Origin of the sequence: Pseudomonas sp. Root569 (assembly GCF_001427465.1) — a bacterium.
Classification (GTDB): Bacteria; Pseudomonadota; Gammaproteobacteria; order Pseudomonadales; family Pseudomonadaceae; genus Aquipseudomonas; species Aquipseudomonas synxantha.
This window is the reverse complement of sequence record NZ_LMGQ01000012.1, coordinates 103872-119661: the sequence shown is the minus strand read 5'-3', so window position 1 is coordinate 119661 and position 15790 is coordinate 103872. Positions and strand designations below refer to the sequence as shown.

At 60.9% G+C, this 15790-nt stretch carries 13 protein-coding genes; all 13 read right to left on the bottom strand.

What is annotated here, in order from left to right:
- Positions 1-5: 5 nt before the first annotated feature.
- On the bottom strand, positions 6-1538 hold the full coding sequence (gene nuoM, locus ASD70_RS12235; protein ID WP_034120261.1) for an NADH-quinone oxidoreductase subunit M: 1533 nt from the start codon (positions 1536-1538) through the stop codon (positions 6-8).
- A 55-nt stretch (positions 1539-1593) separates the two neighbouring features.
- Positions 1594-3447 carry an NADH-quinone oxidoreductase subunit L gene (nuoL, locus tag ASD70_RS12230; protein WP_056846559.1) on the bottom strand — a complete coding sequence of 618 codons (1854 nt, stop codon included), beginning with the start codon at positions 3445-3447 and terminating at the stop codon, positions 1594-1596.
- Positions 3444-3752, bottom strand: a complete 309-nt coding sequence (gene nuoK / locus ASD70_RS12225) for an NADH-quinone oxidoreductase subunit NuoK (protein WP_003174727.1) — start codon at positions 3750-3752, stop codon at positions 3444-3446. Before nuoK ends, nuoL begins: the two co-directional genes overlap by 4 nt.
- 2 nt (positions 3753-3754) lie before the next feature.
- The gene (gene nuoJ, locus ASD70_RS12220; RefSeq protein WP_003174726.1) at positions 3755-4258 is read right to left on the bottom strand and encodes an NADH-quinone oxidoreductase subunit J; all 504 of its coding nucleotides are present in this window, start codon (positions 4256-4258) and stop codon (positions 3755-3757) included.
- Positions 4259-4267: 9 nt separating this feature from the next.
- Entirely contained in the window at positions 4268-4816 is a 549-nt protein-coding gene (gene nuoI, locus ASD70_RS12215) for an NADH-quinone oxidoreductase subunit NuoI (protein ID WP_003174725.1), read from the bottom strand.
- A gap of 11 nt (positions 4817-4827) precedes the next feature.
- Positions 4828-5835: an NADH-quinone oxidoreductase subunit NuoH gene (gene nuoH, locus ASD70_RS12210; protein WP_043046584.1), complete on the bottom strand. Its 1008-nt coding sequence runs from the start codon at positions 5833-5835 to the stop codon at positions 4828-4830.
- Positions 5832-8546 (bottom strand): NADH-quinone oxidoreductase subunit NuoG, encoded by a 2715-nt coding sequence (nuoG, locus tag ASD70_RS12205; protein WP_056846558.1) that lies wholly within the window; start codon positions 8544-8546, stop codon positions 5832-5834. The genes nuoH and nuoG overlap by 4 nt, the downstream gene beginning before the upstream one ends.
- A gap of 135 nt (positions 8547-8681) precedes the next feature.
- Positions 8682-10037 carry an NADH-quinone oxidoreductase subunit NuoF gene (gene nuoF / locus ASD70_RS12200; protein ID WP_005789119.1) on the bottom strand — a complete coding sequence of 452 codons (1356 nt, stop codon included), beginning with the start codon at positions 10035-10037 and terminating at the stop codon, positions 8682-8684.
- Positions 10034-10531 (bottom strand): NADH-quinone oxidoreductase subunit NuoE, encoded by a 498-nt coding sequence (gene nuoE / locus ASD70_RS12195; protein ID WP_003232080.1) that lies wholly within the window; start codon positions 10529-10531, stop codon positions 10034-10036. The genes nuoF and nuoE overlap by 4 nt, the downstream gene beginning before the upstream one ends.
- Positions 10532-10533: 2 nt before the next feature.
- Positions 10534-12318 carry an NADH-quinone oxidoreductase subunit C/D gene (gene nuoC / locus ASD70_RS12190; RefSeq protein WP_046068641.1) on the bottom strand — a complete coding sequence of 595 codons (1785 nt, stop codon included), beginning with the start codon at positions 12316-12318 and terminating at the stop codon, positions 10534-10536.
- A 72-nt stretch (positions 12319-12390) separates the two neighbouring features.
- Positions 12391-13065 (bottom strand): NuoB/complex I 20 kDa subunit family protein, encoded by a 675-nt coding sequence (locus ASD70_RS12185; protein ID WP_003174719.1) that lies wholly within the window; start codon positions 13063-13065, stop codon positions 12391-12393.
- 10 nt (positions 13066-13075) lie between these two features.
- The gene (locus ASD70_RS12180; RefSeq protein WP_003219575.1) at positions 13076-13489 is read right to left on the bottom strand and encodes an NADH-quinone oxidoreductase subunit A; all 414 of its coding nucleotides are present in this window, start codon (positions 13487-13489) and stop codon (positions 13076-13078) included.
- Between the two features lie 637 nt (positions 13490-14126).
- Positions 14127-15452 carry an isocitrate lyase gene (aceA, locus tag ASD70_RS12175; RefSeq protein WP_043046591.1) on the bottom strand — a complete coding sequence of 442 codons (1326 nt, stop codon included), beginning with the start codon at positions 15450-15452 and terminating at the stop codon, positions 14127-14129.
- Between the last annotated feature and the right edge of the window lie 338 nt (positions 15453-15790).

The window sequence follows — 15790 nt, the reverse complement described above, 5'->3', positions numbered from 1 at the left end:
CGCTCTTACCGGGCCGAAGCGAGTTGGGAGAAGGCGGTGCCGAACCACTGCTGCACGCCATGCATCGTTGCGGCAGAAGTGTCCAGGAACGGTTGCGGGTACACGCCAATGAAGATCAGCAATACCGCAAGGCCGAGCACCATGATCAGTTCGCGGGCATCCATACCGTGCAAAACGGTGTCTGACTTGGCCGGGCCGAAGTACGCGCGGTGGATCATGATCAGCGAGTAGACCGAACCGAACACCAGGCCGGACGTGGCGATGGCGCTGATCCATGGCGTCTGCACGAAGGCCCCCATCAGGATCAGGAACTCGCCGATGAAGTTACCGGTACCCGGCAAGCCCAGGGACGCCGCGGCGAAGAACAGGCTGATCGCCGGCAGGTATGCGATGCGCGACCACACGCCACCCATCTCACGCATGTCACGGGTGTGCAGGCGTTCGTACAGCTGACCACTGAGGATAAACAGGGCAGCCGCCGAAACACCGTGGGCCAACATCTGGATCACCGCGCCTTGCAGCGCCAGCTGGCTGCCGGAGTAGATGCCGATCAGTACGAAACCCATGTGGGAAACGGACGAGAAGGCAATCAGGCGCTTGATGTCGGTTTGCGCGAAGGCCAGGAACGCACCGTAGAAGATCCCGATCAGACCCAGGGTCATGGCGATCGGCGCAAACTCGGCCGAGGCATTCGGGAACAGCGGCAGGGCGAAACGCAACAGGCCGTAGGCCGCCGTCTTCAGCAGGATACCAGCCAGGTCCACGGAACCGGCAGTCGGCGCCTGGGCGTGGGCGTCAGGCAACCAGGAGTGGAACGGCACCACCGGCAGCTTCACCGCGAAGGCGATGAAGAAGCCGAGCATCAGGATGTACTCGGTGGTCAGCGACATCTTGGTTTTCAACAGGTCGGCGTAGTTGAACGTAATCACGCCGGTGCTGTTGAAGTTGACCAGGACCAGGCCCAGGATCGCCACCAACATGATCAGGCCGGAAGCCTGGGTGAAGATGAAGAACTTGGTCGCCGCGTAGATCCGGGTTTTCTTGCCGTCCGAAGAACTGTGACCCCAGAGCGCGATGAGGAAATACATCGGCACCAGCATCATTTCCCAGAAGAAGAAGAACATGAACAGGTCCAGCGCCAGGAACACGCCGACAACGCCGCCCAGGATCCACATCAGGTTCAGGTGGAAGAAGCCCACGTGACGCTGGATCTCTTTCCAGGAGCAGAGTACCGAGAGGATACCCAGCAGGCCGGTCAGCAGGATCATCAACAGCGACAAGCCGTCGAGAGCCAGGTGCACGTTGATGCCGAAGCGCTGGATCCACACGTGCTTGAATTCAAGCGCGAAGGTCGGATCGACACCCGGTGCCGGAGCAAATGAATAGTCGCCATGGGCCCACAGCCAGAGGCCGAGTGCGAGTTCCAGGGACATGGTCAGCAACGCAATCCAGCGGGGCAGGGTGGCGCCGAAGCGTTCACCCATCCAGCAGAGCAGGCCGCCGATAAAGGGGATCAGGATTAGCCAGGGCAGAATCATGACGGGCTCGTTTCCTTTCGCAAGTTCGCAAAGTACGCAGTGCACTTAAACATAGTCAGACCGCTACCACGACGATGGCGCCGATCACCAGCACGGCACCCGCCGCCATGGATGCTGCATACCAACGCAGTTGGCCAGTCTCGCTGCGGCTCAGGGCTGTGTGACCAGCCTTGGCGGCGCGCGGGATCAAACCGATGGTCTGGTCGAGCGGGTCTTTGCGCAGTACATGGCTGATGGCGAGGTATGGCTTGACGAACAGTTTGTCGTAGATCCAATCGAAGCCCCAGGCAGCGAACCACCAGGCCGACAGGAAGCGCCCGATGCCACTGTTGGCCACGGCGGTCACGAAGCGACGCTTGCCGAGGAACAGCAGGGCGGCCAGCAGGATACCAGCGATGGCGATGGCGCCCGAGGCGATTTCCAGGCTGTGCTTGTCTGCGCCGCCGGCATGGCCGACGCTTTCTGGCAATACACCGGCCAGTGGTGGAGTGATCATGGCGCCGATGAAGGTCGACAGGATGATCAGCACCGACAGTGGCAGCCAGTGGGAGATGCCGTGGCCTGCGTGCGCTTCGGTCTTGGCTTCACCGTGGAAGGTGATGAAGATCAGGCGGAAGGTGTACAGCGAGGTCATGAATGCACCCACCAGGCCTGCGTACAGCAGGTTCTGGTTACCGCTGGCAAAGGCTTCCCAGAGGATTTCATCCTTGGAGTAGAAACCGGCGGTCACCAGCGGCAGGGCGGCCAGGGCTGCACCACCGACGATGAAGCTGGCGTAGGCCAGTGGCAGTTTCTTCCACAGGCCGCCCATCTTGAAGATGTTCTGCTCGTGGTGGCAGGCCACGATCACCGCACCGGAGGCAAGGAACAGCAGGGCCTTGAAGAACGCGTGGGTCATCAGGTGGAAGATCGCCGCGTCCCAGGCACCAACGCCCAGGGCCAGGAACATGTAGCCGATCTGGCTCATGGTCGAGTAGGCGAGGATACGCTTGATGTCGGTCTGCACCAGCGCGGCGAAGCCGGCCAGTACCAGGGTCACCCCGCCGACGATGCCGACAAGATGCAGGATATCCGGCGCCAGGGTGAACAGGCCGTGGGTACGGGCGATCAGGTAGACACCGGCGGTCACCATGGTTGCGGCGTGGATCAGTGCCGAAACCGGGGTCGGGCCGGCCATCGCATCCGCGAGCCAGGTTTGCAGCGGCAGTTGCGCGGATTTACCCACGGCGCCGCCCAGCAGCATCAGGGTCGCCAGGGTGATCCAGAAGTCGCCGACCTGGAATTTCTGCGGTGCCAGCACCAGCAGTTCCTGGATGTTCAGCGTGCCCACCTGTTGGAACAGGATGAACAGGCCGATGGCCATGAACACGTCGCCGATGCGGGTGACGATAAAGGCCTTGAGTGCCGCGTTACCGTTGTTGCGGTTGCTGTAGTAGAAACCGATCAGCAGGTACGAGCACAGGCCCACGCCTTCCCAGCCGAAGTACAGGAACAACAGGTTATCGCCCAGCACCAGGAACAGCATGCTGGCGATAAACAGGTTGGTGTACGAGAAGAAGCGCGAGTAACCGGCTTCACCGCGCATGTACCAGGACGCGAACAGGTGGATCAGGAAGCCTACACCCACCACCACGCCGAGCATGGTGATCGACAGTCCGTCGACGTAGAGGGCGAAGTTGGGCTTGAAGCCCTCCACCGACATCCACTGCCACAGTACCAGGGTGTAGTGACCGCCTTCGGGCGGTGCAACGTTGAATTGCCAGATGACGTAGGCAGCCACGATGGCCGACAGGCCAATGGAGCCCACGCCGATCAGGGCCGAGAGGTTTTCCGACCAGCGCCCGCGAGAGAACGACAGCAGCAGGAAACCGATCAGGGGGAATACGAAAGTCAGAAAGATCATGTTCATCCGCGCATCTCACTGGCAGCGTCGATATCAAGCGTGTGGAAGCGACGATACAGTTGCAGCAGGATCGCCAGGCCGATACTGGCCTCGGCGGCTGCCAGGCTGATCACCAGGATGAACATCACTTGTCCATCCGGCTGGCCCCAACGTGCACCGGCAACGATGAACGCCAGTGCCGCGGCGTTCATCATGATTTCCAGGCTCATCAACACGAACAGAATGTTACGGCGCACCATCAGGCCGACCAGGCCAAGGCAGAACAGGATGCCGGCGACCGCCAGACCATGCTCCAAAGGGATAGCAGGCATCGTCATTGCTCCTTGGCTTCGTTGCGGCCCAAGTGGAAGGCGGTGATGGCTGCGGCGAGCAGCAGCATCGAAGCCAGTTCGACCACCAGCAGGTACGGGCCGAACAGGCTGATGCCCACGGCTTTCGCGTCCACGGTGGTGTGGCCGATGGCCTGGCCGCTCTGGTGAGCGAACAGCACATACAGCAGTTCACCCAGCAGCAGCGCTGCGAGGACAACCGGGCCGAGCCAGATGCCGGGCTTGAGCCAGACGCGCTCCTGGGCGACCGAAGCCGGCCCGAGGTTGAGCATCATCACCACAAACACGAACAGCACCATGATGGCGCCGGCGTAGGCGATCACTTCCAGTACACCGGCGAACGGTGCGCCGAGGCTGAAGAAGGTCATGGCCACGGCGATCAGCGAAATGATCAGGTAGAGCAGGGCGTGCACGGGGTTGGTGTTGGTGATCACGCGAAGCGTGGACACCACTGCAATACCCGATGCGAAATAGAAAGCGAATTCCATCTTTCTTCCTTAAGGCAGCAAGCTCTTCACGTTGATCGGCTCGGCTTCGTTTTGTGCGGCGCCCTTCGGCTTACCGGCAACGGCCATACCTGCAACACGATAGAAGTTGTAATCAGGGTTTTTACCGGGACCAGAGATCAAAAGATCTTCTTTCTCGTACACCAGGTCCTGACGTTTGAACTCGGCCATCTCGAAATCCGGTGTGAGCTGGATCGCGGTGGTCGGGCAAGCTTCCTCGCAGAGGCCGCAGAAAATGCAGCGCGAGAAGTTGATACGGAAGAAGTCCGGGTACCAGCGACCGTCTTCGGTTTCAGCTTTCTGCAGGGAGATGCAACCCACCGGGCACGCCACGGCGCACAGGTTGCAGGCTACGCAACGCTCTTCGCCGTCGGGGTCGCGGGTCAGTACGATGCGGCCGCGATAGCGCGGCGGCAGGTACACCGCTTCTTCGGGGTATTGCAGGGTGTCGCGTTTGCGAAAGCCGTGACCGAACACCATCACCAGGCTTCGCAACTGGGTACCGGTACCCTTAACGATGTCGCCAATATATTTGAACATGGGTCAAATCCTCACTGAACCGCGGCAGCTGGCGTGTTCAACAACACGACGGCAGCCGTCACCAGCAAATTGATCAGGGTCAGCGGCAGGCAGAATCTCCAGCTGAAATCCATCACCTGGTCATAGCGCGGGCGCGGAATCGAGGCGCGCAGCAGGATGAACAGCATGATGAAGAACGCGGTCTTCAAGAAGAACCAGAAGAAGGCCAACTGCGGCAAGATGCCGAACGGACCGTGCCAGCCGCCAAAGAACAGCGTGACCAGCAGGGCCGAGATCAAGATGATGCCGATGTATTCGCCAACGAAGAACATGCCCCATTTCATACCGGCATATTCAATGTGGTAACCGTCGGCCAGTTCCTGTTCCGCTTCCGGCTGGTCGAACGGGTGACGGTGAGTCACGGCCACGCCAGCGATGAAGAAGGTACAGAAGCCAAAGAACTGCGGAATGATGAACCACAGGTTCTGTGCCTGGTACTCGACGATATCGCGCATGTTGAACGAGCCAACCTGCACCACGATGCCCATCAGCGCCAGGCCCATGAACACTTCGTAGGACACGGTCTGGGCCGAGGCACGCAAGCTGCCCAGCAGGGCGAACTTGTTGTTACTGGCCCAACCGGCGAACAGCACCGCATACACCGACAGACCGGCCATGGCGAAGAAGAACAGCAGGCCGATGTTCAGGTCCGCCACGCCCCAGGTCGGGGTGATCGGGATGATCGCGAAGGCGACCAGCAAGGCGCTCATGGCCACCACCGGTGCCAGGGTGAAGATCACCTTGTCGGCGAACGGCGGGGTCCAGTCTTCCTTGAAGAACATTTTCAGCATGTCGGCGGCGATCTGGAACATGCCGAACGGGCCAACGCGGTTCGGACCGTAGCGGTCCTGCCACCAGCCCAGCAGGCGACGCTCGACGAAGCTGAGCAGGGCGCCCGCCACGACCACGGCCAACAGGATCACGATGGCCTTGACCACCGAAATGATCACGTCAATTACTTCCGGCGTGAACCAGGTCATTGCGCTGCCTCCTGCAGACCGTCAACGGTTTGGCCAAAGATAGCGGGCGGAATGCCGGCAAGGCCTTTAGGCAGTGCAACCAGGCCAGCGCCCAACTCCTCGTTGATACGCAGCGGCAGGCGCAGGGTCTGGCCGGCCACGTTAAGGCTGAGCAGGGCACCGTCGTTGACGCCCAGGCGGTCGGCTTCGGACTTGGCCAGCGACACGTAGGCCGCAGGGATACGTTCCTGCACCGGCGCGGCCTTGGAAGAGGTCTCTTCGCTGCCGAACAGGTGGAAGAACGGCACGACCTGCCAGGTGCCCGGGGCCGGGTTGAACGGACGCGGTACCGCAGCGAACCAGTTCAGCGAGTCACCGGTGCTTTCGATCAGGCGAGTACCCGGGTCGCCAGCACGGATGTGACCACCGACTTCGTCCTGGAACTTGTTCCAGGCCTGCGGCGAGTTCCAGCCCGGCGACCAGGCAAACGGCACCTGCTGACGCGGCTCGGCCGACCCCGAATAACCTTCCATGGAGAAGGCGAACGCGGTGTCGATGTCTTGCGGGGTACGCGGTTCGTGCACGCTGATATCAGCACGCATGGCGGTACGCCCGGAGTAGCGCAGCGGTTCACGGGCCAGTTTCAAGCCCTTGATACGGAACGCGGCGGACGGTGCAGCGTCGACGATGCGGGCCAACTGCGGCGCGCTCGCAGCGGTGGCTGCGGTGACGTGGTCGAGCTGGGTCCAGTCAATCGGCTGGTTCAGCAGGGTGGCGCGCAGGGCATGCAGCCAGCGCCAGCCTTCGTGCACCAGGATGCTGGCATCCATGTACTTCGGATCGAACACCTGGAAGAAGCGCTGGGCGCGGCCTTCCTGGCTGACCAGGGTACCGTCGCCTTCGGCGAAGGTGGCGGCTGGCAGCACCAGGTCGGCACGCTCGCTGGTAGCGGTCTTCTGGTGGTCGGCGACGATCAGCACCTTGGCGGCGTTGAGTGCAGCGTCAACCTTGGCGGCAGCGGTGCGGGTGTACAGGTCGTTTTCCAGCACCACGATGGCGTCGGCGCTGCCGTCGGTCACCGCTTGCAGGGCGGCGTCCAGGGACTCGCCACCGAGCATGGCCAGGCCGAGGCTGTTGGCTTCCGGCACCACCAGGCTGATGGAGCCGTTCTTATCGCGCAGCTTCAGGGCTTTGGCGATGTTGGCAGCCGCTTCGATCAGCGCCTTGGAACCCAGGGAGGTGCCGGCGATGATCAATGGGCGCTTGGCCGCCAGCAGTGCGTCGGCGATGCGCTGGGCCAGTTCGACCGCTTCGGTGTCCAGGCCATCGACGGCAGGCGCGCTGGCGTCGAGGGCGTGGGCCACGGCGAAACCGATCCGGGCCAGGTCGTCCGGTGCGGCATGGACGCATTCTTCGGCGATGTCGTCGAGCTTGGTTTCAGCCAGGGAGGCGATAAACAGCGGGTTCAGCGCGTGCTGGCCGATGTTTTTCACCGCGGCGTCGAGCCACGGTTGCACGCGCATGGCATCGGCCATCTCTTCGGCCTTGCCCTTGACCGACTGGCGCAGCGACAGGGCGATGCGGGCAGCGGTCTGGGTCAGGTCTTCACCGAGCACAAAGATGGCATCGTGGTCTTCGATGTCGCGCATGTTCGGCACTGGCAGCGGGCTGTCATTCAGCACTTGCAGGACCAGGCGGATACGCTCCAGCTCACCAGCTTCGATACCGCAATAGAAGTGCTCGGCGCCGACCAGCTCGCGCAAGGCGAAGTTGCTTTCGAGGCTGGCACGCGGCGAACCGATACCGACGATGTTGCGCCCGCGCAGCAGGTCGGCGGCTTTATCCAGCGCCGCGTCCAGGCTCAGCTTGGCGCCATCGGCCAGCAGTGGCTGGCGTGGGCGGTCTTCGCGGTTGACGTAGCCATAGCCGAAACGGCCACGGTCGCACAGGAAGTACTGGTTGACCGAACCGTTGAAGCGGTTTTCGATGCGACGCAATTCACCGTAGCGCTCGCCCGGGGAGATGTTGCACCCGCTGGAGCAGCCATGGCAGATGCTCGGTGCGAACTGCATGTCCCACTTACGGTTGTAGCGCTCGGAGTGGGTCTTGTCGGTAAACACACCGGTCGGGCAGACCTCGGTGAGGTTGCCGGAGAATTCGCTCTCGAGCACGCCGTCTTCAACGCGACCGAAGTACACGTTGTCGTGGGCGCCGAATACACCAAGGTCGGTGCCGCCGGCGTAGTCTTTATAGAAGCGCACGCAGCGGTAGCAGGCGATGCAGCGGTTCATCTCGTGGGAAATGAACGGGCCGAGGTCCTGGTTCTGGTGGGTACGCTTGGTGAAGCGATAGCGGCGCTCGTTGTGGCCGGTCATCACCGTCATGTCTTGCAGGTGGCAGTGACCGCCTTCCTCACAGACCGGGCAGTCGTGGGGGTGGTTGGTCATCAGCCATTCGACAACGCTGGCGCGGAACGCCTTGGATTCTTCATCGTCGATGGAGATCCAGGTGTTGTCGGTGGCTGGGGTCATACAGGACATGACGATACGACCACGGGTGTCGTTCTCGTCGGTGTATTGCTTGACCGCGCACTGGCGACAGGCACCGACGCTACCGAGCGCGGGGTGCCAGCAGAAATACGGGATATCAAGGCCGAGTGACAGACACGCCTGTAACAGGTTGTCCGCCCCATCGACTTCGAGCGCTTTGCCGTCTACGTGGATAGTGGCCATGGTTCAAAGTTCTTCGTTGGCCCGTTGTCAGCGGGCGTGGCTAATGGAATCTTGTTATTCATGTGCATCTACACAGCCTTTACGGCGTCAGCACATGAGCAGGCGAAGGGCACGAACCCTTCGCCTGTTTAAGCGTTACGCGCCGACTACGATCGGCTTCGCCAGAGGCGGGACGGCGGCGCTGGTGGGCGCGATACCGGCTTCGAACTCCGAGCGGAAGTATTTGATTGCGCTGCCCAATGGCTCTACGGCGCCCGGTGCGTGAGCACAGAAGGTCTTACCTGGGCCGAGGAAGCCGACCAGGCCCAGCAGGGTTTCGATATCACCCTCGCGACCTTCGCCATTTTCCAGGGCCATCAGCAGCTTGACGCTCCACGGCAGGCCGTCACGGCATGGGGTGCAGAAGCCGCACGATTCACGGGCAAAGAACTGCTCCATGTTGCGCAGCAGCGACACCATGTTCACTGTGTTGTCCACCGCCATCGCCAGGCCGGTGCCCATGCGGGTGCCGACCTTGCCGATGCCGCCGGCATACATCTGGGCGTCCAGGTGTTCGGGCAACAGGAAACCGGTACCGGCACCGCCTGGCTGCCAGGCTTTCAAGGTGTAGCCGTCGCGCATGCCGCCGGCGTAGTCCTCAAACAGCTCGCGGGCGGTCACGCCGAACGGCAGCTCCCACAGGCCAGGGTTCTTGACCTTGCCGGAGAAACCCATGAGCTTGGTGCCCATGTCTTCACTGCCTTCACGGGCCAGGGATTTGTACCAGTCCACGCCGTCGGCGATGATCGCCGGCACGTTGCACAGGGTCTCGACGTTGTTCACGCAGGTCGGCTTGCCCCACACGCCGACGGCGGCAGGGAAGGGCGGCTTGGAGCGCGGATTGGCGCGGCGACCTTCGAGGGAGTTGATCAGTGCGGTTTCTTCACCACAGATATAACGCCCGGCGCCGGTGTGCACGAACAGTTCGAAGTCGAAGCCGGAACCGAGGATGTTCTTGCCCAGCAGGCCCGCAGCCTTGGCTTCTGCCACTGCACGGTTGAGGTGCTTGGCGGCGGTGGTGTACTCGCCACGCAGGAAGATGTAGCCACGGTAGGTCTTGAGCGCACGGGCGCTGATCAGCATGCCTTCGATCAGCAGATGGGGCAGTTGCTCCATCAGCATGCGGTCTTTCCAGGTGTTGGGCTCCATCTCATCCGCGTTGCACAGCAGGTAGCGGATATTGATGGATTCGTCCTTGGGCATCAGACCCCACTTCACACCCGTGGGGAAGCCTGCGCCGCCGCGGCCCTTGAGGCCGGCGTCTTTGACGGTCTGGACGATATCGTCCTGGGCCATGTCGGCGAAGGCTTTGCGCGCAGCGGCGTAACCGTTCTTGGCCTGGTATTCGTCGAGCCATACCGGCTCGCCATCGTCACGCAGGCGCCAGGTCAGCGGGTGGGTCTCGGCCGAACGCTTGATCAGGTTGGCCGGGCCGAAAGAGGTCAGGGTCATGGGTAGCCCTCGAGCAATTGGGTCACGCCAGCAGGCTGTACGTCACCGAATGTGTCGTCGTCGATCATCAACGCCGGCGCCTTGTCGCAGTTGCCCAGGCAGCACACCGGCAGCAGCGTGAAGCGGCCGTCGGCGGTGGTCTGGCCGAGGCCGATGCCGAGCTTGGCCTGGATTTCGCTGACCACGGACTCATGGCCGCCGATGTAGCAGACCATGCTGTCGCACACGCGAATGATGTGACGGCCGACTGGCTGACGGAAGATCTGGCTGTAGAACGTCGCCACCCCTTCAACATCGCTGGCCGGGATGCCGAGGATCTCGCCAATGGCGTAGAGAGCGCCGTCGGGCACCCAGCCACGTTCCTTCTGGACGATCTTCAAGGCTTCGATCGACGCCGCGCGCGGGTCTTCATAGTGATGCAGCTCGTGCTCGATGGCCGAGCGCTCGGTTTCACTCAAGGTGAAACGGTCTGTCTGGATAAGCGTGCTGTTCATGCTTAGCGGTCCACGTCGGCCATAACGAAATCGATACTACCCAGGTACGCAATCAAGTCCGCGACCATCTCGCCTTTGATCACCGAAGGGATCTGCTGCAAGTGGGCAAAACTTGGGGTACGAATCCGGGTGCGGTAGCTCATGGTGCCGCCATCGCTCGTCAGGTAATAACTGTTGATACCCTTGGTCGCTTCGATCATCTGGAAGGATTCGTTGGCCGGCATGACCGGGCCCCACGAAACCTGCAGGAAGTGCGTGATCAGGGTTTCGATGTGTTGCAGCGTGCGCTCTTTGGGCGGCGGCGTGGTCAGCGGGTGATCCGCCTTGTACGGACCTGCCGGCATGTTGCGCATGCACTGCTCGATGATCTTCAGGCTCTGGCGCATTTCTTCGACACGCACGATGCAACGGTCGTAGGCATCACCATTGGCCGCCAACGGTACTTCGAACTCGAAGTTCTCGTAGCCGGAGTACGGGCGGGCTTTACGCAGGTCGAAGTCGCAACCGGTGGAACGCAGGCCGGCACCAGTGACGCCCCATTCCAGGGCTTCCTTGGTGTTGTACTGCGCAACGCCGATGGTGCGGCCCTTGAGGATGCTGTTGTCCAGCGCGGCTTTCTGGTACTCGTCCAGACGCTTGGGCATCCAGTCGATGAATTCCTTGACCAGGCGCTCCCAGCCGTTGGGCAGGTCGTGGGCCACGCCGCCGATGCGGTACCAGGCCGGGTGCAGGCGGAAACCGGTGATGGCTTCGATAACCTTATAGGCGCGTTGACGGTCGGTGAAGGTGAAGAACACCGGGGTCATGGCGCCGACGTCCTGGATATAGGTACCCAGGAACAGCAGGTGGCTGGTAATGCGGAAGAACTCGGCCATCATGATGCGGATGGTATCGACGCGGTCCGGCACCTTGATACCGGCCAGCTTCTCCACCGAGAGCACGTACGGCAGGTTGTTCATCACGCCGCCGAGGTAGTCGATACGATCGGTGTAGGGGATGAAGCTGTGCCACGACTGACGCTCGGCCATCTTCTCGGCACCACGGTGGTGGTAGCCGATGTCCGGCACGCAGTCGACGATTTCTTCGCCGTCCAGTTGCAGGATGATACGGAACGCACCGTGGGCCGAAGGGTGGTTCGGGCCCAGGTTGAGGAACATGTAGTCCTCGTTGGTGCCGGAACGCTTCATGCCCCAGTCTTCCGGACGGAAGCGCGCAGCCTCTTCTTCAAGCTGCTGCTTGGCCAGGGTCAGGCTGAACGGGTCGAATTCGGTTGCGCGGGCAGGGTAGTCCTTGCGCAGCGGGTGACCTTCCCAGGTCGGCGGCATCATGATGCGCGTCAGGTGCGGGTGGCCGGGGAAGTCGATGCCGAACATGTCCCAGACTTCGCGCTCGTACCAGCTGGCGTTGGGCCAGATACCGGTCACGGTTGGAACGCTGAGATCGTTTTCGCTCAGGGCGACCTTGATCATCACGTCACTGTTACGTTCCAGCGACATCAAGTGGTAGAACACGGTGAAATCGGCGCCGCTCGGCAGCCCCTGGCGCTTGGTGCGCAGACGCTCGTCCACGCCATGCAGGTCATAGAGCATGACGTACGGCTTGGGCAGGTTGCGCAGGAAGGTCAGGACTTCGACAAGCCTGGCACGCGCCACCCACAGCACCGGCATGCCGGTGCGTGTGGCCTGGGCGGTGAAGGCGTCAGGGCCAAAACGGTTATTGAGTTCGACAACCACGTCCTGGTCGTCTGCCTTATAAGGCGGGATGTACAGAGCACTGCCTGTAGTCATGGTTTTTTATCGCTTTCGGTCAACGTAAAGAATGAAGCCAGGTTTTCGTTCTATAAAAGAAGCGGGTCTGGATCAGACTTCGTCGGGGCTGCGCAGGTTAGTGACTGCGATTCGCTGTTCGCGGCGCTGTTCTTTTTGGGACGGCATCTCGGCGCGGTACACGCCTTGATCGCCGACGACCCAGGACAGCGGGCGACGCTCCTTGCCAATCGATTCCTGCAACAGCATCAAGCCTTGAAGGAATGCTTCGGGGCGGGGCGGGCAGCCAGGCACGTAGACGTCCACGGGTAGGAACTTGTCCACCCCTTGAACGACGGAGTAGATGTCGTACATGCCACCGGAGTTGGCGCACGAACCCATGGAGATTACCCATTTCGGCTCGAGCATTTGCTCATAGAGACGCTGGATGATCGGCGCCATCTTGATAAAGCAGGTACCGGCGATAACCATGAAATCCGCCTGGCGCGGTGATGCCCGGATCACTTCGGCGCCAAAACGCGCGATGTCGTGGGGCGCCGTGAAGGCGGTGGTCATTTCCACGTAGCAGCACGAAAGGCCGAAGTTGTACGGCCACAGGGAGTTTTTACGCCCCCAGTTGACCGCGCCACTCAGCACGTCTTCCAGCTTGCCCATGTAGATGTTCTTGTGGACTTGGTCTTCTAACGGGTCGGAAACGGTTTCCCGTTCGCCGATGGGGTACTGCTCGTTAGGAGCATCCGGGTCGATCCTGGTGAGATTGTATTGCATTGCCAAAGCCTCATTGTTTCAGCTTCGCCTGCCGCTTGCGACGAGCTTCCGGAGCCCAGTCAAGGGCGCCCACTCGGAACAGGTAGACAAGACCTGCCAACAGAATTGCTATGAAAACGAGAGCTTCGACGAATCCGGTCCAGCCGCTTTCGCGGACGGACACAGACCAGGCAAAGAGAAAGAGGGCTTCGATATCGAAGATCACGAACAGCATCGCGACCAGATAGAATTTGGCTGAGAGCCGCAAGCGGGCGCCACCTGTAGGTAGCATGCCGGACTCGAACGGTTCGTTTTTGCTGCGGCCCCAGGCTTTTGACCCAAGGAGGCTGGAGACGCCGAGCATGAAGGCGCAAAGGCCGACAACACCGAGGAGGAAAATGGCAAAGCCCCAGTTGTGGGCCATGAGTCCTGTCGCTTCGGTCATGCTGGAAATCCTTAACAGAGAGCAAAGGTCTCTGAGCTCGAAAAAGTAACGATGCAGTGACGATATGTCGCACTGCAATCAATCGCGGTGATTTTATGGCTAAACACCGGGCAAGTAAAATTCCTGGGGTGAAATTATTCGGTGGAATAAGCACATAGTGCACCTTCTTGGGGCTGTAGCCCTTGTGGTGTGGGCATTAGCGAGCTTTTCATCAATTATGTTTTGTTTAAGCTGTAACGAATTTTTTAAGCGCTAAATGATAATGAATATTGTTTGCGTGGGGTTTGAGCGATTGTTTCTCATGTGGCGGGGGAAGTTGCCGTTACTTGGTTGAGTGCCGTTTAGTTGCCGCGACGGTTCTTTTAACCGATTTGATGTGCGCGAGTACCGCTCTGGATCAATGTTTTGCGCAAAATTACTTGTGGGAGGGGGCTTGCTCCCGATAGCTGAGTATCAGCCAACCCAGCTGTTGCTGATCCGCCGCTATCGGGAGCAAGCCCCCTCCCACATTGGGTCCGCAGTGCATCGGTAGGTTTTGTGCAGGCAAAAAAACGCCCCGAACCAGTCGGGGCGTGATTGTTGTGCGGCACTGCGGTTAGGTCTTCCGTGGGGCCGCGGTGGCCGGGTACTCAGTTGATCAGTGGAACTGATCTTCTTCGGTCGAACCGGTCAGCGCGGTAACCGACGAAGTGCCGCCCTGGATCACGGTGGTCATGTCGTCGAAGTAACCGGTGCCCACTTCCTGCTGGTGCGCCACGAAGGTGTAGCCTTTGGCGGCGTCCGCGAACTCCTGCTCTTGCAGCTTCACGTAGGCAGTCATGTCGTTACGGGCGTAGTCGTGCGCCAGGTTGAACATGCTGTGCCACATGTTGTGAATGCCGGCCAGGGTAATGAACTGGTGCTTGTAGCCCATTGCCGACAGTTCACGCTGGAACTTGGCGATGGTCGCGTCGTCCAGGTTCTTCTTCCAGTTGAAAGAAGGCGAGCAGTTGTAGGACAGCAGTTGGTCCGGGTATTCCTTCTTGATCGCTTCGGCGAAGCGACGAGCTTCGTCCAGGTCCGGCTTGGCGGTCTCGCACCAGATCAGGTCGGCGTACGGCGCGTAGGCCAGGCCGCGGGCAATGGCCTGGTCGAGGCCGGCGCGGACTTTATAGAAGCCTTCCTGAGTACGCTCGCCAGTCACGAACGGCTGGTCGTATGGGTCGCAGTCCGAAGTCAGCAGGTCAGCGGCGTTGGCATCGGTACGGGCCAGGATGATGGTCGGTGTACCGGCAACGTCAGCGGCCAAACGCGCAGCGGTCAGCTTCTGTACGGCTTCCTGGGTCGGTACCAGTACCTTGCCGCCCATGTGGCCGCATTTCTTCACTGACGCAAGCTGGTCTTCGAAGTGCACGCCGGCAGCGCCAGCCTCGATCATGCTCTTCATCAGTTCGTAAGCGTTCAGTACGCCGCCGAAGCCGGCTTCGGCGTCAGCCACGATGGGGGCGAAGTAGTCGATGTAGCCTTCATCGCCTGGGTTCTTGCCGGCTTTCCACTGGATCTGGTCGGCACGACGGAACGAGTTATTGATGCGCTTGACCACGGTCGGTACGGAGTCCACCGGGTACAGCGATTGGTCGGGGTACATGGATTCAGCGGAGTTGTTGTCCGCTGCCACTTGCCAGCCGGACAGGTAGATCGCCTGGATACCGGCTTTTACCTGTTGTACTGCCTGGCCGCCAGTGAGGGCGCCCATGCAGTTGACGAAATCTTTGTCGGGACGGAAGGACGGCTTGGCACCTTGGGTGACCAGGTTCCACAGCTTCTCGGCGCCGAGTTTTGCAAAGGTGTGCTCAGGTTGGACCGAGCCACGCAGGCGGACGACGTCAGCAGCGGAATAAGCGCGGGTCACGCCTTTCCAGCGTGGGTTTTCAGCCCAGTCTTTTTCAAGGGCTGCAATTTGCTGTTCGCGTGTCAGTGCCATGGGGAAAAACCTCGTCGCATAGGTCTAGGTGGAGAATTCCATTTGCCAGCCACGGATTGAATGCGTGGTGATGGCTGCTCGCTGACCAGAAGCTCAGGTGGTCAAGCCGGGCTTGGCGGGGAAGGCGACGGGATGAACGAGTGGCTCAAGGCGGAGTTGAGCAGGTAAAGGCGAACTGCGAACGGTCTTCGGGCGTCGTGGGCCTTTGTACGATCCATCAGTGCGTAGCCGGGTTACCTGGTTAGCTTCCGTCCCTCGGGACAACTTCGTTCCAGTCGCAACCTCGTCAAACACGCCTTATGGGCGGTACAGACACGAATCGGCTCGAGTGGGTAGCT